This is a genomic window from Serratia sp. 14-2641, from assembly GCF_001692375.1.
GTDB classification, from domain to species: domain Bacteria; phylum Pseudomonadota; class Gammaproteobacteria; order Enterobacterales; family Enterobacteriaceae; genus Chania; species Chania fonticola_C.
Genome location: NZ_LXKR01000066.1, coordinates 311,896 through 333,397 on the forward strand (window position 1 = coordinate 311,896; position 21,502 = coordinate 333,397).

The following is a 21,502-nucleotide window of genomic DNA, read 5'->3' on the forward strand; positions in this document are numbered from 1 at the left end:
TGACTCCTCAACGGTGGCCATACACGCGTGGCTGCGTGTAGTGATCGATCAACGGTACGGTAATGTTGGCTAGCAGTACGGCAAAGGCTACCCCGTCGGGATAACCGCCATACACGCGGATCAGCCAGACCAGCAAGCCAACCAGACCACCGTATATCAGCCGCCCTTTGGGCGTGGTTGAGGCACTGACCGGGTCGGTGGCAATAAAGAAAGCCCCGAGCATAGTGGCCCCGGAAAACAGGTGGATCAGCGGGGAAGCCTGATGGGTGGGATCTAACGTCCAGGCTAATCCTGAGCACAGGGCAATGACGGCCAACATGCTGAACGGGATTTGCCAGTGGATCAGCTTACGGCCCAGCATAAACAGGCCGCCGAGCAGGAAGCCCAGGTTAATCCACTGCCAGCCGATGCCGGCCAGGGTGCCGCCGAACAGCGGTTGCTGGAGTACCTGTTCCACCGAGTGACCGCTGCGTAGGCCGGTTTTAAAGCCGTCTAATGGCGTGGCCTGGCTGATGCCATCAACGCCCATCTGCAATTCGTGCAGAGTGGCTCCCTGGGCGGTGTGGCCGCTGAAAATAGCCAGCAAGGTATCGGGCAGGGTCAGGGCGGTAGCACGCAGTTCTTCCGGGGGGAGCCAACTGGTCATCTGTACCGGGAAGGAGATTAACAGCACCACGTAACCCACCATGGCCGGGTTGAAGGGGTTTTGCCCCAGTCCGCCGTACAGCTGTTTGGCGATCACAATGGCGAAGAAGGTGCCGATAACGATCATCCACCAGGGAGCCAGCGGTGGCAGGCTAATGCCCAGCAACAGCGCAGTGAGCAGGGCGGAATTATCTCCCAGCCGTGCCTTGACTGGCTGTTTACGTAGCGCAAGAATGGCGGCCTCGGCCCCGAGGGCGGTCACCATGGCCAGCGCGGTCTGAATAAGGTTGCCATAGCCAAAGAACCACACCTGTGCGGCCATGCCAGGAATGCAGGCCAGCATAACCCAAAGCATGATGCGGCTGGTGCTTTGCTGGTTATGGGTAAACGGAGAGCTGGCGATGTGTAAGCCCTTGGGGGCTGCCTGTTGTACCGGCCTGAACTTCATAGAATAACTACCATTTCTTTGCCATGTTAATCAGTGCATTCACGGTGCGGGCACCGGGGGAAATTACAGCGCTGCATTCTACCTCAATCATATGCTGGGTAATACGTGCTAATCATAAGGATATTCAGCTTTTGCGGTAAGGAAAAGCCAGGCTGGATGTAAAACGTGCAGTATAGGTTGTCATACTGATGATCGAACTGCTATTTTTTGGACTGCTTTGCGCACGGAATAACAACTTTCATATAATTAACGTAGGTTACTATCCTGAGCATTTTTGAAGTAGCGAACAACTAATAATGACTAATGAAGATATTTTATTTATTGAAGAGCTGATTGAATGGGTCGAAATTCATCTGGAGACTCGGCCAAATCTGGATGAAGTTGCGCGTATCTCCGGCTACTCCAAGTGGCACCTGCAGCGTAAGTTCAAGCGTATCACCGGTATCCAGCTCGCCACTTATATACGTTCACGCATTCTTACCCGTGCGGCGGTCGCGCTGCGTATCAGCAACCGTACGATTATCGATATCTCCGATGAATTGGGCTTTGATTCACAGCAGACCTTTACCCGGATGTTTAAGCAACGTTTTGGCATTACGCCAAACCGCTACCGTACCATGGAGAAATGGGACGTGAAGAGCCTGATGCCGCGCTTCGACTTCGAAGCCGTGTACGAGGCAGGTTTTTATCCTGAGATACAACGGCTGACGTTGCCGGATACGCACCTGGTCGGTTTTACGCGTGAGATGGAATTTGATACTGCCCAAGAGATGGCAATTTCGTCCTGTATCGCCATGAAGGGGGAAATATTTAATGACTTCTTCAAAGGGCTGAATATGGAGTGCCACAAGGTTTACAGCATCCATTCTGACAATGAGCGCGGCGAAGGCGAGTGTTCGGTCACTCATACCATGGCGGTGGAGCCGGAATTCAAGAAGGACATCCTTTCTGGCCACAAGATTGAAGATATTCGCTTGCCGGCGCGCGAGTACATCGCGATTACCCATCAGGGAACGGCCAAAGAGTGCGTGAAATTTATCTCTTACCTGATCTCGCACGTGATGCCAGGGCTGCGTAACGAAGTGTGCGGGAGCGTAGAGATGGAGGTGATCGAAGCTAAAGCGTGGAACCAGGATGCCAAACTGCGACAGATCGATGTCAATTACACCTACCTGATTTCTATTGATTAAGTGGGGCCTTGCGTCCGGCAAGACCCCATGGCGTTTACTCTTTATCTACCATCGCTAGCTGCTGTGCGGCTTTCTTGGCCTTGACTCGGGCCAGCGCGGCGGCAACGGCAGCCTTGCGCGGATCCTCTGGTTCAGCCGTGGGGATGGGTTCTTCATCAACTTGCGGTTGTGAAAGCTCAGCTTGCTGCGCCGCCTTTTTGGCTTTGACTCGGGCCAGCGCGGCGGCAACGGCAGCCTTGCGCGGATCCTCTGGTTCAGCCGTGGGGATGGGTTCTTCATCAACTTGCGGTTGTGAAAGCTCGGCTTGCTGCGCCGCCTTTTTCGCCTTCACGCGGGCTAATGCTGCCGCTACCGCAGCCTTACGCGGATCCTCTGAAGCTACAGTTTCCGCCACGGTTTCTGCGTCTTGCGCCTGCGCCGCTTTCTTGGCTTTGACTCGTGCCAACGCCGCAGCCACGGCCGCTTTACGCGGGTCTTCGTCTTGTACCGCTGCTGCAGGCATTTCGCTTGCTTGCTCGAGCTTACGTTCTCTGGCCTGTGCCTTACGCGCTTCGCGGGCAGCAATGGCAGCGCTGTTATCCGGCTCCTGGCCGGTGATAGCAATGCCAGCAGCCTCACTGTTTTTACTGCGCACGCGAGCCAGCGCCGCCTGAACGGCATCTTGATCGCTGTCGGTCAGTTTCACCGCGGCCTTTTTATGACGCTCTTCGCGCGCCAGTTTCTCACGCTCCAAGCGGGCCAGCTTAGCTTCATAACGTGCTTTGGCCTCGGCGGTACGTGCCGCTTCCTGATCCAACGCGTTAATTTCAGCTTTTTCTTGGCGATAATATTGCACCAGCGGAATATTGCTGGGGCAAACGTAGGCACAGGCACCACATTCGATACAGTCGAACAGGTTGTGCTTACGCGCCTTCTCGTGCTCTTCGCCACGGCTGAACCAGTAAAGCTGCTGCGGCAACAGCCCGGCAGGGCAGGCATCAACGCATAACCCACAGCGGATACAGGACTGCTCTGGTTCTTGTACGGCCATTTCGTCAACCGTTGGGGCCAGCAAGCAGTTGCTGATTTTGACGATCGGCACGTCTAACGTTGGCAGCGTAAAGCCCATCAGCGGGCCGCCCATCACCACCATCTGCTGGGATTGCGGACGATAGCCGCCAAAGGCCAGCAGGTGTTGCACCGGCGTGCCGAGGCGCGCCCAGACGTTGCCAGGTTGGCTCATGGCCTCACCGGTTAAGGTGACGACGCGCTCAATCAACGGTTCGCCATCGATAATCGCCCGCTTGATGGCAAAGGCGGTGCCCACGTTCTGCATCAGCACGCCGATGGTGGACGAACGCTTGCCGTGAGGCACTTCTTTGCCCGTCAGAATTTTGGTTAACTGCTTGGCACCGCCGGAAGGGTATTTGGTGGGGATCACCCGCAGGGCGATCCCATCCTGCCCGCGTAAAGCGGCTTTCAGAGCGGCGATGGCTTCCGGCTTGTTATCTTCGATGCCGATCAGCGTGACCTTGGGTTGTAGCAGGTGGCGCAGGATCTGGGTGCCTTCGATAATCTGAGCGGCCTGTTCCTGCATCAGCCGATCGTCGGCGGTGATGTAGGGCTCGCATTCCGCAGCGTTGAGGATCAGGGTTTCCACCTCTTCGCGGCCGCCTTGCAGCTTACTGGCCGTTGGGAAACCAGCGCCCCCCAGACCGGCAATCCCGGCCTGATGAATACGCTGGATCAGCTCTACCGCATCCAGTTGGCGGTAATCGGCGACCGGCGTCAGTTCGCACCAGCGATCTTCACCGTCTGGGTCGATAATCACGCACAGTTCCGCCAGCCCTGAAGGGTGGGCGGTAACGTGAGGCTCAATGGCGCGGATGGTGCCGGAGGTTGGCGCATGTACCGGCAAGGTGCGGCCACGGCCAAAGGTCAGCGGTTGGCCTTTCAGTACGCGGTCACCGGCTTTGACACACAGCTCGCCTTCAGGCCCCAGATGCTGTTGCAAGGGGACGATAAAAATATCAGGCAGGGGAGCCACGCGCAGTGGCACACCGCTGGACTGGGTCTTCATTTCGGGTGGATGAATGCCACCGTCAAAATCCCAAATCCGATCTTTTTTCAAAGCGGCGAACAGATTAAACATGTTGCTCCACGGGGATCACTTGCACTGGAATGGTTTGCATATCCCATTTCCAGCTGGCGGTCGTAGTGGCGACCGGTTTCATTTCAATACAGTCGGTTGGGCAGGGTGCAACGCACAGGTCACAGCCGGTACAGAGATCGGTAATGACCGTGTGCATGGCGCGGGTGGCGCCCACGATGGCGTCCACCGGGCAGGCCTGAATGCATTTGGTGCAGCCGATGCAGTTGGCTTCGTCAATAAAGGCGACCTTACGTACCGGTTCGGCCACGGCAGCACCGCCGTCCAGCGGTTGCGGCTCAACGTTCAGTAATTCGGCCAGCTTGAGCATCACCTGCTCGCCACCCGGGGCGCATTTGTTGATCATCTCGCCATTGGCAACCGCTTCGGCATAGGGGCGACAGCCAGGATAACCGCATTGGCCACATTGGCTCTGCGGCAAAATTTCGTCGATCTGTTCGGCAACCGGATCTTCTTCCACTTCAAAGCGGCGCGCGGCAAAGCCCAGCACCAAGCCAAACAGCAGCCCCAGAGCGCTTAATGCCGCCACCGCAATCCACAACGCAGTCATTAGAATCTCACCAGCCCGGTAAAGCCCATAAAGGCCAGAGACATCAGGCCTGCGGTGATCAAGGCGATGGAGGAACCGCGAAACGGCGCGGGCACATCGGCTACCGCCAGACGTTCACGGATGGCGGCAAACAGTACCATCACCAATGAGAAGCCTGCGGCGGCGCTAAAGCCATAAACCGCAGACTGCAGGAAGTTGTAGCCAAGGTTGACGTTGAGCAACGCCACGCCTAACACTGCGCAGTTGGTGGTGATCAGCGGGAGGAAAATCCCCAGCAGGCGATAGAGCGCCGGGCTGGTTTTACGCACCACCATTTCGGTGAATTGCACCACGACGGCGATCACCAGAATAAAGGACAGCGTGCGCAGATAAACCAGATCCAACGGGATCAGGATAAAGCTGTTGATTAGCCAGGCGCAGACCGAGGCCAGCGTCATCACGAATGTGGTGGCCATGCCCATGCCGATGGCACTTTCCAGTTTCTTGGAAACGCCCATAAAGGGGCACAGGCCCAGGAATTTCACCAGGACAAAGTTGTTCACCAGTACGGTGCCAACAAACAAGAGCAGGTATTCGGTCATTGCAATGCCTAAAAAAATAAAAGCCGCCTATTATCGGTAATCGGCGGCGTAACGACAACATACTAATCGCAAGGGTATTGCGCTTTTTTGCCCGTTTTGTTGAAAATTTACACAGCAGGGCGATCAAATCGTGCCTTGCCGTGGTTACTTCTCGGTGAAGGTGCCTTTCACGCGCTGGGAACGCTTAAAATAGGGCACCAGCAGGGCGGCCATCACCAACGGCCATAGCAGGCTACGCACGGCCAGTTCATCGGGTACGGGGGCAAAGGCGAAAGCCTTGATCGCCAATAGCACGGTGATCAGCAGCCAGACCAGGAACAGCTTTGGAAAACGTTGTGAACGCTGGCAGAACAGCCACAGCAGGTACAGCGTAAAGCACCACATTACCAGCGTGGTGATCACCGATAGATACCACTGCGTGGAGAAGGCCTGAGCATTGGTGCTCAGATACTCGCGTGATTCGGGCATAAAAATGGCCATACCGTACAGGGCCAACATCAGGCTGGCGCTGAGCAGGGTAACGATCAGATAGGCCATCGGGGCTAGCAGCCAACCGCCAATGCGCGAATATTCAGCTTGGGTCATACGAGATCCTGAGTGGTATTCCAACGAAGTAAGCCGCATAGCTTACTCAAATATGTGCTAATGCGCGAGGAGAAGGCGGCACCAACGACAAAATGCCAGTCAGATTGCGCTGACTGGCATGATAGGGCTTACAAACCTCAGCCGGTTCTCATTGTCGGGCGCTGGATGCTGCGCCCACTTAGCGGCAGTTAACGTTCCGCACCGTTGCTGGCGATCAGTTTCTGGTACCAGAAGAAGCTCTTCTTACGCTGGCGCGCCAGATCCTTGTTGTGGTCAACGTAGATAAAGCCGTACTGCTTCTGGAAGCCGTTGAGCCAGCTCAGCAGATCGATAAACGACCATGGGTAATAGCCGCGCACGTCGGCGCCCTGTTTGATGGCGTCTTCAATGGCACCAATGTGCTGGCGCAGATAGTCGATACGATCGTCATCCACCACCTCACCATCGATAATCGGATCTTTGGCTCCGAGACCGTTCTCGGTGATGTAGATAGGAATATCACCGTAACGCGCCTTGATATTCATGATGCCTTCGGTAAGGCCCTGCGGATAAATCTCCCAGTCCCAATCGGTATACACGCCGTTCGGATTGCGAACGAACTTAAACAGCCCCTTAAAGCCGAATTCGTTACCCTGCTGGTGGCCGCTGCCTTTCTCACCGGTGGTGTTGATGGTCAGATGTGACTCTTGATTATTGGCCGCGATAGTTTCACGTTTGTAATAGTTCAGGCCAATAAAGTCACAGATATTGTCGCGCAGCAGTTGCTCATCACCAGGTGCGAATTGCGGTACGCCCCACAGCGCCTGAGTCTGCGCCAACAGTTCAGCCGGATATTCCCCTTTCAGCACCGGATCGTACAGCCAGTGGGTAAAGATCCCTTCGGCTAACTGATAGGCCGCCAGATCTTCCGCAGACTGGCTGAGCGGGGTATGGGTTTGCAACACGTTGACGAAGCCGATTTGACCGGCAATGCCGCTGGTGCGGAATGCAGCCACCGCTTTGGCGTGGGCCACAAAGACGTGGTGGCAGGCCTGGATAGCACGCGCCGGGTTTTGTACGCCCGGTGGGTGGCCGCCGGTGATGTAACCGAAGCCGATAAAGCACACGGTTTCGTTGAAGGTAGACCACAATTTGACGCGATCCCCATAACGCTGATAGCACAGGCGGGCATACTCTTCAAAAGCCTCCGCAGTGCTGCGAGCTTCCCAACCGCCTTCATCTTGCAATGCCTGCGGCAAATCCCAGTGGTACAGGGTGATCATCGGCTCAATATTGTGTTCCAACAGGGCATCGATCAGATCGCTGTAGAATTTGACCCCGGCCTCATTGACGGTGCCTCGGCCCTGTGGCAGCAGGCGCGGCCAAGAGATTGAGAAGCGGTAGCTCTGCATCCCCATTTCGGCCATCAGCGCCACGTCCTCACGGAAGCGGTGATAGTGATCGACGGCAACGTCGCCGTTAGTGCCTTGGTAAGTGGTACCTGGCAGGTGGGAGAAGGTATCCCAGATGGATGGGCCTTTGCCGTCGGCATCGTGTGCGCCTTCAACCTGATACGCCGCGCTAGCCGCGCCCCAGAGGAACTCTTTCGGGAAAGCAGACATAACTATTCTCTCTATCTATACGTTAAATATTGAGTCTAGTTTAGGTCGAGTTGAAATGAGTTTGCAACCGGTTTCTGAAACCGGTTGCAGTTTTTGCGGGCGCGTTTAGCGGCGGTTGATTTGGTAGTAGGTTTCATTCCAGCGGATTTCGTTCTTGAACGCTGGCAGGGTGGTGTCGTTATCGATCAGCAGGAATTCGATGTTGTGCATCTCGGCATACAGGCGCAGGTAGTCGGCGTTCAGCGACTGCGAGAACACCGTGTGATGCGCGCCGCCCGCCAGGATCCAGGCTTCCGCCGCCGTAGCCAGGGAAGGCTGAGCACGCCAGATCGCCCGCGCCACCGGCAGTTTAGGTAACGGTTTAGGCTGCTCAATGGTATCCACCTGATTGACCAGCAGGCGGAAACGATCGCCCATATCGATCAGGCTGGCGTTCACCGCCGGGCCTGCCGGGGTAGAGAAGATCAGGCGGGCCGGATCGGCCTTGCCACCGATGCCCAGATATTGAATATCCAGCAGTGGCTTCTGTTCTTTGGCGATGGAAGGGCAGACTTCCAGCATATGGGACCCCACCACCAGATCGTTGCCCGGCTGGAAGTTGTAGGTGTAATCCTCCATAAACGAGGTGCCGCCGTTTAAGCCGCTGCCCATCACTTTCATAATGCGCAGCAGCGCCGCGGTTTTCCAGTCGCCCTCACCGGCAAAGCCGTAGCCTTGCTGCATCAGGCGCTGTACCGCTAAACCTGGCAACTGCTTCATGCCGTGCAGCGTTTCAAAGTTGGTGGTGAAGGCGTGGAACTTGCCCTGTTCGAGGAAACGCTTCATACCCAATTCGATAGCGGCTGCATCGATCAGATTCTGCCGCTTGGCACCGTTAACTTTAGCCACGTCGCTCAGCTCATAGCTGGCTTCGTACTCTTCGATCAGCGCATCGATATCGCCCTTGCTCACTTCATCGATCACGCTGACCAAATCACCGATGCCATAAGCATCCACGGAATAACCAAACTGGATCTGTGCGGCCACTTTATCGCCATCGGTCACGGCGACCTGGCGCATGTTGTCACCAAAACGCGCCACCTTCAGCTGTTGGCTTTCCTGTTTGGCGCAGGCAACACGCATCCATTGAGCGATACGCTCCTGGGCATTTTTGTCTTGCCAGTGGCCCGCGATCACGCTGTGCTGCTGGCGCATACGAGCACCGATAAACCCGAACTCACGGCCACCGTGGGCGGTCTGGTTCAGGTTCATAAAGTCCATATCCATGCTGTCCCACGGAACTTCGGCATTAAATTGGGTATGGAACTGGAGCAGCGGTTTATCGAGGATCGACAGGCCAGCAATCCACATTTTGGCCGGTGAGAAGGTGTGCAGCCAGGTGATGATGCCGACGCAGTCCTGGTGATAGTTGGCATCACGGCAGACGGTGGTGATTTCGTCCGGCGTGGTGACCAGCGGTTTCAGCACCATCTTCACCGGTAAACCTGCGTCACGGTTCAGGCTGTTCACGACCTGCTCGGCATTTTCCATCACCTGTTGCAGGGTTTTTGGGCCATAAAGATGCTGGCTGCCGATCACGAACCACACTTCACGTTGCTTAAAGATGTTCATCAAAAACTCCTGGATCTAGAGGTTTTATTGAGCCGAGGGGATCTGCCCCGGCGTATTAATTTTTGGTGGTTGCGGCAAAGCGCGGCTCTGCGGCTTGGCACCATTGTTGATAGCGTTCATAAAGTTGTTGGTAGCGAACGACGTTTGCAGGATCGGGCTGCAAAGTGCGTTCAATGCTGCAAGCCATATGCTGCTGAGCTTGCGGAACGTCACTGAAGTGCCCGGCGGCCACGGCGGCGAAGATGGCCGCACCCAGCGCGCAGCATTGGTCGGAGGCGACAATCTGTAGCGGGCGATCCATCACATCGGCACAAACCTGCATAATCACCGGTGACTTGCGGGCAATGCCTCCTAAAGCCAGCACGTTATCGACGGGAATGTCTTGCTGTTCGAAGCACTCCATGATGGCGCGGGCACCAAAAGCGGTTGCGGCAATAAAGCCACCAAACAGCGTGGGCGCATCGGTACCAAGGTTGAGATCGGTGATCACCCCTTTAAGACGCTGGTTGGCGTAGGGGGTGCGGCGGCCATTGAACCAGTCCAATACGACGGGCAGATGGTCTAGCGACGGGTTTTTGGCCCAGGCGGCGGTCAGGGCGGCCAGCATGTTATGCTCGATTTGTTGCAGCTGTGTCTGGAGTTGCGGTTGCGTCTTGGCGGCTTCACGCAGTGGCCAGCTCAACAGGCGGCTGAACCAGGCGTACATATCGCCAAAAGCGGATTGCCCGGCCTCCATGCCGATGGTTTGCGGCACTACGCTGCCGTCCACCTGGCCGCAGATGCCGCTGATGGCACGATCGCCCACGCGCTCACGATCGGCGATCAGAATGTCACAGGTTGACGTGCCAATCACCTTCACCAGCGTATAAGGCTGCGCACCGGCCCCCACGGCCCCCATGTGACAGTCAAAGGCACCACCAGAAAGCACCACGCTTTCTGACAGCCCAAGCCGCGTGGCCCACTCTTTGCTCAGCGTCCCTACCGGCAAATCGGCAGTGTAGGAATCGTTGAACAGTGGATAGGGCAGATCTTCCACCAGCATCGGATCCAGCGCCGCAAAGAAGGCTTTAGGTGGCAAACCGTCCCAGTCCGGATGCCACAGCGTTTTATGCCCAACGCTGCAACGGCCGCGCTTTAACCGATCCGGTGCGGTCGTGCCAGAAAGCAGCGCCGGTACCCAGTCGCAAAGCTCTACCCAAGAGGCGGCGGCGTGGCGTACCTCTTCATCCTGGCGTGAAACGTGCAAGATCTTGGCCCAGAACCACTCAGAGGAGTAAACGCCGCCGATATAGCGTGAATAATCGGGGAAATCGCCGCGGCGGCACAGTTGGTTAATCTCCTCCGCCTCCTCGATGGCGGTGTGGTCTTTCCACAGCACAAACATCGCGTTGGGATTGCTGGCAAACTCCGGCCGCAACGCCAATACGTCGCCATGTTCATCAATCGGGGCAGGAGTGGATCCGGTGGAATCTACCCCAATCCCGACCACGGCCTGCCGCTGTTCCTGGCTCATGCGCTGCACCACGGCGACGACGGCCTGCTCCATGGCTTCGATATAGTCGAGTGGATGGTGGCGGAACTGGTTCTGCGCGGCGTTACAGAAGTCACCACGCTGCCAGCGAGGGTAGTAGACCACCTCGGTATCCAGTTCGTTGCCGTTTTGACAGTCGACAGCCAGTACCCGCACTGAATCGCTGCCGAAGTCTAATCCCAGGGCAATAGCACCTGCCGTCATGATGCGGACTCCTTACTTGTTAGGTTGAGGTTAACGATAGGAGCGGGACGGGGAGGCAGGTGAGGAAGCATTGGCTGGAAGTATGCACTTTTCTGCTTGCTACAGTGATTTTGTGATGGGGGTCAAAAGTTATCACTTGGTTAAATTTGCTAAATGTATGCACATATCTGCTGTTATCTCGGGATGTGATAGCGCTCTACATTTAACTAACAAATACCGGCTAAAACTGTTTGCGTCTTACCTGAGTCGACGGCAAGAAGCGAGATATAAGGCCATTGCCGTGACAGGATCTCATAATGATAACGTTTTCACGGTGACCGGGTTTTTCTGCCGATGAAAGCAAAACAGCGGAGAGTACCATGCATAAATTCACTAAGGCGTTGGCAGTGATTGGTCTGACGGCGGTTATGTCACATTCAGCTGTCGCAGAGACCATGAAACTGGGTTTTTTGGTTAAACAGCCGGAAGAGCCCTGGTTCCAGACCGAATGGAAATTTGCCGACAAGGCGGGTAAGGACCTGGGGTTTGAAGTGATCAAGATTGCCGTGCCGGACGGCGAGAAAACCCTCAATGCCATCGACAGCCTGGCGGCCAGCGGGGCCAAGGGGTTTGTCATCTGCACCCCAGACCCGAAGCTAGGCTCGGCGATTGTCGCCAAGGCGCGCAGCTATGACCTGAAAGTGATCGCGGTTGACGACCAGTTTGTTAACGCCAAAGGCAAGCCGATGGAGAGCGTGCCGCTAGTGATGATGGCGGCCACCAAAATAGGTGAACGCCAAGGTGCAGAGCTGTGGAAAGAGATGAACAAGCGTGGCTGGAAAGTGGCAGAGACCGGCGTAATGGCGATCACCTCCGATGAACTGGACACTGCACGCCGCCGTACCGGTGGCTCTATGGACGCATTGAAAACCGCGGGTTTCCCAGAACAGCAGATCTACAAGGTACCGACCAAATCCAACGATATCCCAGGGGCGTTCGATGCCGCCAACTCGATGTTGGTGCAGCATCCTGAAGTGAAAAACTGGCTGATCGTCGGGATGAACGACAACACCGTGCTGGGCGGCGTGCGTGCCACTGAGGGCCAGGGCTTTAAAGCGCCTAACGTGATCGGCATTGGTATCAACGGCGTTGATGCGGTAAGCGAGCTCTCCAAGAAACAGGCTACAGGCTTCTACGGCTCACTGCTGCCAAGCCCGGATATTCATGGCTACAAGAGCATTCAGATGCTGCATGACTGGGTAGAGAAAGGCGTAGAACCAGAGAAATTTACCGAAGTGACCGACGTGGTGCTGATCACCCGCGACAACTTCCAGGTCGAACTGCAGAAAAAAGGTTTGATGTAAGGGGTGTGCCGCCTACATCAAGTGGGCGGCCATTTATCGCACAGCATTGAGGAAAGCACTATGACTGCCGTCACGCCCTATCTGGCTTTCAAAGGCATCGGTAAAAGCTTCCCTGGCGTCAAAGCGCTGGATGATATCAGTTTCAGCTGTCAGGCCGGGCAGATCCACGCGCTGATGGGGGAAAACGGCGCCGGGAAATCGACGCTGCTGAAAATCCTCAGCGGCAATTATGCCCCAAGCAAAGGGGAGATCCACCTCCAGGGGCAAGCGGTGCAGTTTGCCAATACCACCGACGCGTTGAACGCCGGGGTGGCGATTATCTACCAAGAACTGCATCTGGTACCGGAAATGACCGTGGCAGAGAACATCTACCTGGGGCAGTTGCCGACCAAACATGGCCTGGTGGATCGCAAACTGCTGCGTTATGAGTCCCGCTTACAGTTGGAACACCTCGGGTTGGACATCGATCCGGATACTCCGTTGAAGTACCTGTCGATTGGCCAGTGGCAGATGGTGGAGATTGCCAAGGCTCTGGCGCGTAACGCCAAAGTGATTGCGTTTGATGAGCCGACCAGTTCGCTGTCGGCACGTGAAATTGAGCAACTGTTCCGGGTGATCCGCGAGTTGCGGGCCGAAGGGCGAGTGATCCTGTATGTCTCACACCGGATGGAGGAAATCTTTGCGCTGAGTGATGCCATCACCGTGTTTAAGGATGGCCGCTATGTACGTACCTTCGACGATATGCAGCAGGTAAACAATGAAGTGCTGGTGCAGGCGATGGTGGGCCGCGATCTTGGCGATGTTTATGGCTATCAGCCACGCGAGCTGGGAGAAGTGCGGTTGCAGCTTACCGAGTTGCAGGCCGTTGGGGTGAAAACGCCTATCAGCCTCAACGTACGCGCTGGAGAAATTGTTGGCCTGTTTGGTCTGGTGGGCGCAGGGCGTAGCGAACTGATGAAAGGGATTTTTGGCGCTACGCGGGTCACTGCGGGCCAATTGATGCTCGATGGCAAGCGGCTCGATGTCCGTTCACCTATCGACGCTATTCGCGCGGGCGTGATGTTGTGCCCGGAAGATCGTAAGGCCGACGGCATCATTCCGGTGCACTCGGTACGTGACAACATCAACATCAGCGCGCGCCGCAAAAGCATCAAGGCGGGCTGCCTGATCGATAACGCCTGGGAAACCAGCAATGCCGATCACCATATCCGCGCGCTGAATATCAAAACCCCAACGGCAGAACAACTGATCATGAATCTCTCCGGTGGCAACCAACAGAAGGCGATCCTGGGCCGCTGGCTGTCGGAAGAGATGAAGGTGATCCTGCTGGATGAGCCGACACGCGGCATTGACGTTGGCGCAAAACACGAAATCTACCACGTGATTTATCAGCTGGCGCAGCAGGGCATTGCGGTGCTGTTCGCCTCCAGCGATTTGCCCGAAGTGCTGGGGCTGGCGGATCGCATCATCGTGATGCGTGAAGGGGCGATCTCTGGCGAGTTGACCCATAGCGATGCCACTGAGGAAAAAGCCCTCAGCCTGGCGATGTTACGTACCCCCGATATTGCAGCGGCGATGGCCTGATTGTGAAGGAGCAAGAGATGTCGAGCATGACAACCAATTCTGTGAAAAACCGCGGCGGCCTTGGGTTGGCGCGTATCTGGGACAGCTATGGCATGCTGGTGGTATTCGCCGTGCTGTTTGTTGCCTGCGTCGTGTTTGTGCCGAATTTTGGCAGCTTTATCAATATGAAGGGTCTGGGGCTGGCGATCTCCATGTCCGGGATGGTGGCGTGCGGCATGCTGTTCTGTCTGGCCTCGGGCGATTTTGACCTGTCGGTGGCATCGGTTATCGCCTGTGCGGGTGTCACCGCGGCGGTGGTCATCAACATGACCGAGAGCCTGTGGATCGGCGTGGCTGCCGGTTTGCTGTTGGGCGTACTTTCTGGGCTGATCAATGGTTTTGTGATCGCCCGGCTGAAGATTAACGCGCTGATCACCACTTTGGCTACCATGCAGATCTTCCGCGGCCTGGCCTATATTATTTCCGATGGGAAAGCGGTGGGGATCGAAGATGAGCGTTTCTTTGCGCTCGGCTATGCCAACTGGTGGGGACTGCCTGCCCCGATTTGGATCACCATAGGCTGCCTGATCCTGTTTGGTTTCCTGCTCAATAAAACCACCTTTGGCCGCAATACACTGGCTATTGGTGGCAACGAGGAGGCCGCTCGGCTGGCCGGGGTCCCGGTAGTGCGCACCAAGATCATCATCTTTGTGCTTTCCGGGCTGGTATCCGCTGCTGCGGGCATCATTCTGGCTTCGCGTATGACCAGCGGCCAGCCGATGACTTCAATCGGCTATGAGCTGATCGTAATCTCTGCCTGCGTGCTGGGGGGCGTTTCGCTCAAAGGGGGCATAGGCAAAATTTCCTACGTTATCGCTGGGATCCTGATCCTGGGTACGGTGGAGAACGCCATGAACCTGCTGAATATCTCGCCGTTCTCTCAGTATGTGGTGCGCGGCGTGATCCTGCTGGCTGCAGTGATTTTCGACCGCTACAAGCAACAAGCGAAGAGCAGGGCGTGAAGACCCATCACAATTTTGCTATTGCTATGAGCAGCATTTTGCCGAATGGGTAAACTTGCTATAGGTGGATAGTGTTTTGTCGTTTATTGAGCAATCTCTATTTCCCCTCACACCAGCTCCCTCTCTCACAGGGAGAGGGAGCTGGTCCGGTGTTGTGGACTGGCACCTGCGCAATATGTAGTACGTCCCTGAGCTTAATCCTTTTGGCGCGGGAACAAAGGTTAGCCATGAGAGTTAATTTGTTGCACGGACAGTCCCCTCTCCCTGTGGGAGAGGGTTAGGGTGAGGGGAACTGACCACTCATCTTGCCAAGTTTTGGGACAAAGAAACGACACATTTGGAGGCCAGATGTATCATCGCATGGTTCAGGAACCCCAACCGAACCCGTTGTTGCCGGGTTACACCTTTAACGCCTACCTGGTTGCCGGGCTGACGCCGATTATGGCGGACGGGCCGCTGGATTTCTTTATCGATCGCCCTGGCGGCATGAAGGGTTACATCCTCAATCTGACCATTAAAGGCCAGGGCAAGGTGTTTGACGGTGAGGAGACGCTTTACTGTAATCCTGGCGATCTATTGTTGTTTCCGCCGAAGGCGGCACATAACTATGGCCGATCACCGGATAGTGACTGCTGGTATCACCGCTGGGTCTATTTCCGTCCGCGTGCCTATTGGGCAGACTGGCTGGAATGGCACAGCAAGGCGCATCAGGTGGGGCGTCTGACTTTGCCCAACAACCAGTTGCTGACGGAGTTTGACCGGCTGTTTGCCAACATTGAGCAGACCCAACGCTCCGGCCGCCGTTTTGCCGAAGAGATTGGCATGAACCTGCTGGAACGACTGTTGCTGCGTGCGATGGAGGAAGATCCCCTCAGCCCGCAGAAGATTATGGACCCACGGGTGATTGAGGCCTGCCAGTTTATTACCGGCAATCTGGCAGGGGAGTTGCGTATCGATGAAGTGGCCCGCCACGTTTGTCTTTCGCCTTCGCGGCTGGCGCATCTATTCCGTGACCAGGTTGGTATAAATATCCTGCGCTGGCGTGAAGATCAGCGGGTGATCCGCGCCAAACTACTGCTGCAAACTACCCAGGAATCGATTGCCACTATTGGCCGGGTGGTTGGCTATGACGATCAACTCTATTTTTCCCGGGTGTTTCGCAAGCGGGTTGGCGTCAGCCCCAGCGATTTTCGCCGCCGTAGCCTGGAGATCAACTACCCGGTGAACCATTCGCGGGATCGGCCACTGATTGCCGCAACCCGTTAATCATCCTGAGGATACGAACGTTGTTGGGGGCGCCGCATGCTGCGCCCGATTTATCGCATGCCATGCCCGCTTAGCCATACTGCCAGTTTGTTATCAATCTGCATTTAGCTCTTGTTCCATCCCCCAGCATGGTGTCAAATCGAATCAATTGCTACTTCATCTTTTTCTAGCGGCAACACTCAGGAGCGGGTTTCTCGCCGCAATTTACAAGGACGTAGCATTTCAACTGCCTGGAATTGATGCATATATCGCCCTGTATGAGGAAACAAGATGTCTGAAACAATCCGCGTTGGTCTGGTGGGCTATGGTTACGCCAGCAAGACCTTTCATGCTCCGCTGATCGCAGGAACCCCTGGCATGGAGTTGGCAGCTGTTTCCAGCAGCGACGCCGGTAAAGTCCACGCCGACTGGCCGATGATGACGGTGGTCAGCGACCCGCAGGCGCTGTTCAACGACCCCTCGATTGACCTGATTGTCATTCCAACACCGAACGATACCCACTTCCCATTGGCACAACAGGCGATGGCGGCAGGCAAGCATGTGGTGGTGGACAAACCGTTTACCGTGACACTGTCACAGGCGCAGCAGTTACAACAGCAGGCAGAGCAGAGTGGACAACTGCTTTCGGTATTCCACAACCGCCGCTGGGACAGCGATTTCCTGACCTTAAAAGCCTTGCTGAAAGACGGCGCTTTAGGGGAAGTGGTCTATTTTGAATCCCATTTCGATCGTTTCCGCCCAGAAGTCCGCCAGCGGTGGCGTGAGCAAGGTGGGGCTGGCAGTGGCATTTGGTACGATCTGGGGCCGCATCTGATCGACCAGGCGTTGCAGCTGTTTGGCAAGCCACAAACGCTGTTTGTCGATCTCGGCGAGCTACGCCCGGGTTCACAATCGGTAGATTATTTCCATGCGGTGCTCAATTACGGCCATCGGCGTGTGGTGCTGCATGGCACGGTGCTGGCCGCGGCAGAAACTGCACGTTACATTGTGCACGGTACACAGGGCAGCTTTATCAAGTATGGTCTGGATCCGCAGGAAGATCGCCTGAAAGCCGGTGAACGTTTGCCGCAGGCCGACTGGGGTTACGATATGCGCGACGGGGTAGTGACGTTGTCACGTGACGGCATGCTGGCGGAACAGCCGCTGTTGACCATTCCGGGCAATTACCCAGCCTATTACGCCGCCATTCGCGACGCGATTTCCGGTGCAGGTACCAACCCGGTTCCGGCAAGCGAGGCGATACAGGTCATGGAAATGATCGAGCTGGGCATTGAGTCGGCCAAACAGCAAAAAGCGCTACCGGTCAGCTAATAGCAATAATAACAGTAGGGTTCAGAGCGCCTCTGAACCCTTTTTTACGCATTAAATAGCAAGGAATTGTGCAGGATGTCCTGGTTACAACGTCTACGTATCGACAAGTTTTTACTGGTACTGCTGATGGTGGTGCTGTTGGCCTCATTGCTACCCTGTGAAGGGATTTGGCAGACCTTCTTCGAACATTTAACCACCGCCGCGATAGCCCTGTTGTTCTTCATGCATGGGGCGAAACTCTCCCGTGAGGCGATCGTTGCCGGCATGAGCCACTGGAAACTGCACCTGGTGGTGTTTCTCAGTACCTTTGCGCTCTTCCCGCTGCTAGGGTTGTCGATGAACCTGCTGGTACCGGGCATAATGACGCCCACCGTTTATCTGGGTTTCCTCTATCTTTGTGCTTTGCCTGCCACGGTTCAATCGGCAATCGCTTTCACCTCCGCAGCTGGCGGGAACGTGGCGGCGGCGATCTGCAGCGCTTCGGCATCCAGCATTCTTGGGGTATTCCTGTCTCCGCTGCTGGTGGGGGCATTGATGCATACACAAGGAGGCAATACTGACGTATTGCATGCCATCGGCTCGATTATTCTGCAACTGATGGTGCCGTTTGTTATTGGCCATCTGGCACGTCCGCTGATTGGCAAATGGATCGATCGCCATCGCAAACTGATTAACCTCACCGATCGTTCCTCGATCTTGCTGGTGGTCTATACCGCGTTCAGCGCTGCGGTGGTTGAGGGGATTTGGCACACCATTGATGGCTGGTCGCTGCTGACGATCCTGGTGATGTCGCTGGTGCTGTTGGCGGTGGTACTGATTATCAACACCTATGCCGCACGTTGGCTGGGCTTTGATACAGCCGATGAGATCACTATTGTATTTTGCGGTTCGAAAAAGAGCCTGGCCAACGGCATTCCGATGGCCAACGTGCTATTTCCAGCCGCTGCCGTTGGGGCAATGGTATTACCCTTGATGATTTTCCATCAGGTACAGTTGATGGTATGTGCGGTGCTGGCACAGCGCTATGCGCGTAAAACAGCCCAGCAGCGCGAAGTTGCCGTAACTAAATAAAAAACAGGGATGCAGCATGACCAAGGTAGTCGAAATTTTGCAATATCGTTTACAAGCGGGCAGTGGCGAGCGTTTTCACCACATCATGCAGCATGATAGCGTGCCGCTGCATCAGGCCGCAGGGATCACCGTGCTTGAGTACGGTGTTTCACTTCACGATCCCGATGCCTATTACCTGCTGCGGCGGTTTGATGGCATGGTGGAAATGGAACAGGTATTGCAGGCCTTTTACCGCAGCCAAGCCTGGTTGGAGGGGCCACGTACCGAGATTGTGACCCTGATTGAAGAGAGTCACCGGGTGGTGCTGCCATATCAGCCCTGACCTGCCGTGGGTTGTGGGCTAAATGGAATTGTCCAGTCGGGGATTTAGCACTGGTGGATATCGGGATCGGTGTCGTCTCCAACGGGCAAACGTATTTCAGGCTTTGGATAAATCTCTTATTTTCTCAGCATGAGCTTTGCGGTATCTGCAAAGCCATTATCTGATTTAATGGTATTCCACTATTGTCTCCAGTAAATAAAATGAAGGCAGGATGTTTACTATTTTAGACTCATTTTAATTCTACTGAAGCAGTTAATGATAATGGTGAATTTACTATGATAGATACAAGGGTTTACTTTTCGTTAGCCTGTTTGTGTGCGCTGTCTGTGGCAAATATTTATTATAACCAACCGTTACTGGAGTTGTTTTCCAGGGAATTCAGCGCTAATACCAAGACCGTAGGCTCAATTGCGATGGTTGTTCAGTTATCCTATGCTGCAGGATTGGTCTTTTTTGTCCCCTTGGGCGATCGCGTTGTGCGGCGAAAGTTGCTGAGCTTTTTGCTGGGGATTAATGCTGTTGCTTCACTGTTCGCCGCTATGGCTCAAGATATTGCACAACTGCTGATGAGCAGTATCGCTATTGGTATGACCGCAGTGGGTGCACAAATAATTATTCCAATGGCGACTTTGTTGGCCCCCCCGGAACAACGGGGGCGGGCTGTAGGAATAGTGATGAGTGGACTGATGGCCGGAGTCCTATTTGCTCGCATCCTTTCCGGCGTGATTGGTGAGCACTGGGGATGGCGTGCCATGTATATCGTGGCAGCAGCCATCAATGTGATAATGATAGTGATAATCTATCGTCTACTGCCTCATAACAGCCCATCAAAAAATCCGATGCCTTACCGGCAGCTAATCGTATCGCTTTTAACCTATTTCCGGCAAGAGAGTGAGTTACGCAAAGCCTGTCTGTCTGGAGCCTTAATGTTTGGATCTTTCAGTGCATTATGGGGGGCTCTGGCTTTGCTTCTGTCTCGTCCTCCTTATCATTTCGGCAGTGATATTGTTGGTGCTTTCGGTTTCGCAGGAATTGCAGGGATCCTGATGACACCGATTATCGGTAATTTAGCGGACAGGTATACACCACAGGCGATTGTTTTTTTAGGCAGCCTCTGCACTATAGTCGGTTTTTTACTCTTGGCAATGTCAGGACACTATTTGACCGCCCTCATCATCAGCGTCATTTTTCTAGATGTAGGGGGACGGGCAGGCTTAGTTGGCAATCAATTACGTGCTTTGGCACTGTCGGAAACCGCTCGCAGTCGGCTCAATACTGTCTTTATGTTTTGCTATTTTCTAGGCGGAGCCTTTGGCACATACATAGGTGCAGAACTAAGCCTGCGATTTGGATGGTTTGGCATTGCGTTGCTTGGCGTTATCACTTCCCTGATCGTCATGTTCTTCAACTTCACAGGGATGCTGTCTTTGTTCCGGCGGCCATCTCCCCCTTCGTGGTAATATGAGGATTATGTCTAAGGTTTCCCCAATTCGTTGGCAAGGTGTTTACGTAGCGTCTGAAGAAACACCGTCAGCCTAGGGGAGACTTTTGGCTCGGCACGTAATAGGTGGATTTCCTGAGTCTGCCGTTGAGGATCATCAAAGACTTTCACGAGTCGCCCTGCGTTAATATCATTACCGACTACCCAGTTAGGAAGGAATGCAATACCTAATCCATGGACAGCCGAAATGCGCAGTGCGTCAAAATCATTGCAGCGTAAATAGATATGGTGCTTCCTCTCGGGATCCTGATAGATCACCCTCCGCCAACATATCGAATAGGGATCCTGAAATTTATCTAGTAGATGATGCCCTTCAAGTTCATCAAGTCCGCTTGGATGACCATGGTTCTGCAGATAAAACGGGCTTGCACATGCTATCCAATACTGGTCCGCAATATGAGTGGCATACAGTACGCTGTCCTTTAGGGGACCAATTCTGATGACGGCATCAAGCCGTTCGATCGATGGATTAGTCAACCGTTCAGTCAAATCCAACGCAAGATCAATATCAGGGAAGTTTTTCTTGAACTCAGATAGCCATGGGAATATATGAAGTTTGGCGAAGGTGGGCAAACAACTAACACGTAAAGTTCCTTTAAGCCCTGTATTCATTGAGCCGATTTCACTATACATATCACAGAGAGCATCAAGGATTTTTATTGATCGAAGATATAAGGCCTCTCCAGCATCGGTAAGCATTAGACCACGGGGCGAACGGATAAATAATTTTATCCTCATCACATCTTCAAGCCTGTTTATTTTGCGCATGATCGAGGATGGGTTCACCCCGTGCCTGCGTGCAACAGAAGAAAATGAACCATTTCTGGCAATATCAATAAATAGAGATAAGTTTTCCGTATATCTGTACAAGTCCATATGCACACCATTTATAACTTTCGTTTCTGACGTTTATGCTGTTGAGGACAAATGATGAGTTCAAAGATAAACCATAACACATTTTATTCTGGGGCTATAGTCTGATACTTATAGAGCGAACACTCATGATTA

At 54.6% G+C, this 21,502-nt stretch carries 18 protein-coding genes; 9 read left to right on the top strand and 9 right to left on the bottom strand.

All coding sequences use genetic code 11. From position 1 onward, the window contains the following. Nucleotides 1-7 precede the first annotated feature (7 nt). A complete protein-coding gene (rsxD, locus tag A6U95_RS22775) occupies nt 8-1,093 on the bottom strand; it encodes an electron transport complex subunit RsxD (protein ID WP_065686132.1) in 1,086 nt (361 codons plus the stop codon). Between the two features lie 296 nt (nt 1,094-1,389). On the opposite strand from rsxD, the gene A6U95_RS22780 reads away from it, so the two are divergent. Next, a complete protein-coding gene (locus A6U95_RS22780) occupies nt 1,390-2,283 on the top strand; it encodes a helix-turn-helix domain-containing protein (protein ID WP_065686133.1) in 894 nt (297 codons plus the stop codon). A 34-nt stretch (nt 2,284-2,317) separates the two neighbouring features. Here A6U95_RS22780 and rsxC read toward each other — a convergent pair whose 3' ends face one another. The 7 genes from rsxC to A6U95_RS22815 form a co-directional block, all read right to left on the bottom strand. Beyond that, complete coding sequence (gene rsxC / locus A6U95_RS22785; protein ID WP_065686134.1) at nt 2,318-4,414, bottom strand: electron transport complex subunit RsxC; 2,097 nt, start codon at nt 4,412-4,414, stop codon at nt 2,318-2,320. Beyond that, nucleotides 4,407-4,982, bottom strand: a complete 576-nt coding sequence (gene rsxB, locus A6U95_RS22790) for an electron transport complex subunit RsxB (protein WP_021804523.1) — start codon at nt 4,980-4,982, stop codon at nt 4,407-4,409. Before rsxB ends, rsxC begins: the two co-directional genes overlap by 8 nt. Continuing rightward, complete coding sequence (rsxA, locus tag A6U95_RS22795) at nt 4,982-5,563, bottom strand: electron transport complex subunit RsxA (protein WP_021178056.1); 582 nt, start codon at nt 5,561-5,563, stop codon at nt 4,982-4,984. The genes rsxB and rsxA overlap by 1 nt, the downstream gene beginning before the upstream one ends. A gap of 144 nt (nt 5,564-5,707) precedes the next feature. Beyond that, nucleotides 5,708-6,148, bottom strand: coding sequence for a DUF2569 domain-containing protein (locus A6U95_RS22800; protein WP_024529933.1), 441 nt, complete (start codon nt 6,146-6,148; stop codon nt 5,708-5,710). 188 nt (nt 6,149-6,336) lie between these two features. Then, a complete protein-coding gene (locus A6U95_RS22805) occupies nt 6,337-7,749 on the bottom strand; it encodes a family 1 glycosylhydrolase (RefSeq protein ID WP_065686135.1) in 1,413 nt (470 codons plus the stop codon). A gap of 105 nt (nt 7,750-7,854) precedes the next feature. Continuing rightward, entirely contained in the window at nt 7,855-9,360 is a 1,506-nt protein-coding gene (araA, locus tag A6U95_RS22810; RefSeq protein ID WP_065686136.1) for an L-arabinose isomerase, read from the bottom strand. A gap of 55 nt (nt 9,361-9,415) precedes the next feature. After that, nucleotides 9,416-11,095 carry a ribulokinase gene (locus tag A6U95_RS22815; protein WP_065686137.1) on the bottom strand — a complete coding sequence of 560 codons (1,680 nt, stop codon included), beginning with the start codon at nt 11,093-11,095 and terminating at the stop codon, nt 9,416-9,418. Nucleotides 11,096-11,454: 359 nt separating this feature from the next. On the opposite strand from A6U95_RS22815, the gene A6U95_RS22820 reads away from it, so the two are divergent. The 8 genes from A6U95_RS22820 (at nt 11,455) to A6U95_RS22855 (ending at nt 20,453) form a co-directional block, all read left to right on the top strand. Then, nucleotides 11,455-12,438 (top strand): arabinose ABC transporter substrate-binding protein, encoded by a 984-nt coding sequence (locus A6U95_RS22820; protein ID WP_024486690.1) that lies wholly within the window; start codon nt 11,455-11,457, stop codon nt 12,436-12,438. A 60-nt stretch (nt 12,439-12,498) separates the two neighbouring features. Further along, nucleotides 12,499-14,022 (top strand): L-arabinose ABC transporter ATP-binding protein AraG, encoded by a 1,524-nt coding sequence (gene araG / locus A6U95_RS22825; RefSeq protein WP_065686138.1) that lies wholly within the window; start codon nt 12,499-12,501, stop codon nt 14,020-14,022. Nucleotides 14,023-14,039: 17 nt separating this feature from the next. Continuing rightward, a complete protein-coding gene (gene araH / locus A6U95_RS22830) occupies nt 14,040-15,023 on the top strand; it encodes an L-arabinose ABC transporter permease AraH (protein ID WP_024486688.1) in 984 nt (327 codons plus the stop codon). A gap of 348 nt (nt 15,024-15,371) precedes the next feature. Further along, entirely contained in the window at nt 15,372-16,289 is a 918-nt protein-coding gene (gene araC, locus A6U95_RS22835) for an arabinose operon transcriptional regulator AraC (RefSeq protein ID WP_065686139.1), read from the top strand. Between the two features lie 270 nt (nt 16,290-16,559). Beyond that, nucleotides 16,560-17,600, top strand: coding sequence for an oxidoreductase (locus tag A6U95_RS22840; protein WP_065686140.1), 1,041 nt, complete (start codon nt 16,560-16,562; stop codon nt 17,598-17,600). Nucleotides 17,601-17,675: 75 nt separating this feature from the next. After that, nucleotides 17,676-18,671 (top strand): bile acid:sodium symporter family protein, encoded by a 996-nt coding sequence (locus A6U95_RS22845; RefSeq protein ID WP_065686141.1) that lies wholly within the window; start codon nt 17,676-17,678, stop codon nt 18,669-18,671. Nucleotides 18,672-18,687: 16 nt separating this feature from the next. After that, nucleotides 18,688-18,993, top strand: a complete 306-nt coding sequence (locus A6U95_RS22850; protein WP_029711754.1) for a hypothetical protein — start codon at nt 18,688-18,690, stop codon at nt 18,991-18,993. Nucleotides 18,994-19,268: 275 nt separating this feature from the next. After that, the gene (locus A6U95_RS22855; protein ID WP_065686142.1) at nt 19,269-20,453 is read left to right on the top strand and encodes an MFS transporter; all 1,185 of its coding nucleotides are present in this window, start codon (nt 19,269-19,271) and stop codon (nt 20,451-20,453) included. A 14-nt stretch (nt 20,454-20,467) separates the two neighbouring features. Here the strand turns inward: A6U95_RS22855 and A6U95_RS22860 are convergent, their stop codons facing one another. Next, nucleotides 20,468-21,370: a LysR family transcriptional regulator gene (locus A6U95_RS22860; protein WP_065686143.1), complete on the bottom strand. Its 903-nt coding sequence runs from the start codon at nt 21,368-21,370 to the stop codon at nt 20,468-20,470. Between the last annotated feature and the right edge of the window lie 132 nt (nt 21,371-21,502).

Bases quoted from the DNA above. Each gene is read 5' to 3' on its own strand.
- araA (WP_065686136.1), bottom strand. From the start codon at position 9,360: ATGAACATCTTTAAGCAACGTGAAGTGTGGTTCGTGATCGGCAGCCAG.
- araC (WP_065686139.1), top strand. From the start codon at position 15,372: ATGTATCATCGCATGGTTCAGGAACCCCAACCGAACCCGTTGTTGCCG.
- A6U95_RS22780 (WP_065686133.1), top strand. From the start codon at position 1,390: ATGACTAATGAAGATATTTTATTTATTGAAGAGCTGATTGAATGGGTC.
- A6U95_RS22855 (WP_065686142.1), top strand. From the start codon at position 19,269: ATGATAGATACAAGGGTTTACTTTTCGTTAGCCTGTTTGTGTGCGCTG.
- A6U95_RS22805 (WP_065686135.1), bottom strand. From the start codon at position 7,749: ATGTCTGCTTTCCCGAAAGAGTTCCTCTGGGGCGCGGCTAGCGCGGCG.
- araH (WP_024486688.1), top strand. From the start codon at position 14,040: ATGTCGAGCATGACAACCAATTCTGTGAAAAACCGCGGCGGCCTTGGG.
- rsxD (WP_065686132.1), bottom strand. From the start codon at position 1,093: ATGAAGTTCAGGCCGGTACAACAGGCAGCCCCCAAGGGCTTACACATC.
- A6U95_RS22850 (WP_029711754.1), top strand. From the start codon at position 18,688: ATGACCAAGGTAGTCGAAATTTTGCAATATCGTTTACAAGCGGGCAGT.
- A6U95_RS22845 (WP_065686141.1), top strand. From the start codon at position 17,676: ATGTCCTGGTTACAACGTCTACGTATCGACAAGTTTTTACTGGTACTG.
- rsxC (WP_065686134.1), bottom strand. From the start codon at position 4,414: ATGTTTAATCTGTTCGCCGCTTTGAAAAAAGATCGGATTTGGGATTTT.
- A6U95_RS22815 (WP_065686137.1), bottom strand. From the start codon at position 11,095: ATGACGGCAGGTGCTATTGCCCTGGGATTAGACTTCGGCAGCGATTCA.
- A6U95_RS22820 (WP_024486690.1), top strand. From the start codon at position 11,455: ATGCATAAATTCACTAAGGCGTTGGCAGTGATTGGTCTGACGGCGGTT.
- araG (WP_065686138.1), top strand. From the start codon at position 12,499: ATGACTGCCGTCACGCCCTATCTGGCTTTCAAAGGCATCGGTAAAAGC.
- A6U95_RS22840 (WP_065686140.1), top strand. From the start codon at position 16,560: ATGTCTGAAACAATCCGCGTTGGTCTGGTGGGCTATGGTTACGCCAGC.
- A6U95_RS22800 (WP_024529933.1), bottom strand. From the start codon at position 6,148: ATGACCCAAGCTGAATATTCGCGCATTGGCGGTTGGCTGCTAGCCCCG.
- rsxB (WP_021804523.1), bottom strand. From the start codon at position 4,982: ATGACTGCGTTGTGGATTGCGGTGGCGGCATTAAGCGCTCTGGGGCTG.
- rsxA (WP_021178056.1), bottom strand. From the start codon at position 5,563: ATGACCGAATACCTGCTCTTGTTTGTTGGCACCGTACTGGTGAACAAC.
- A6U95_RS22860 (WP_065686143.1), bottom strand. From the start codon at position 21,370: ATGGACTTGTACAGATATACGGAAAACTTATCTCTATTTATTGATATT.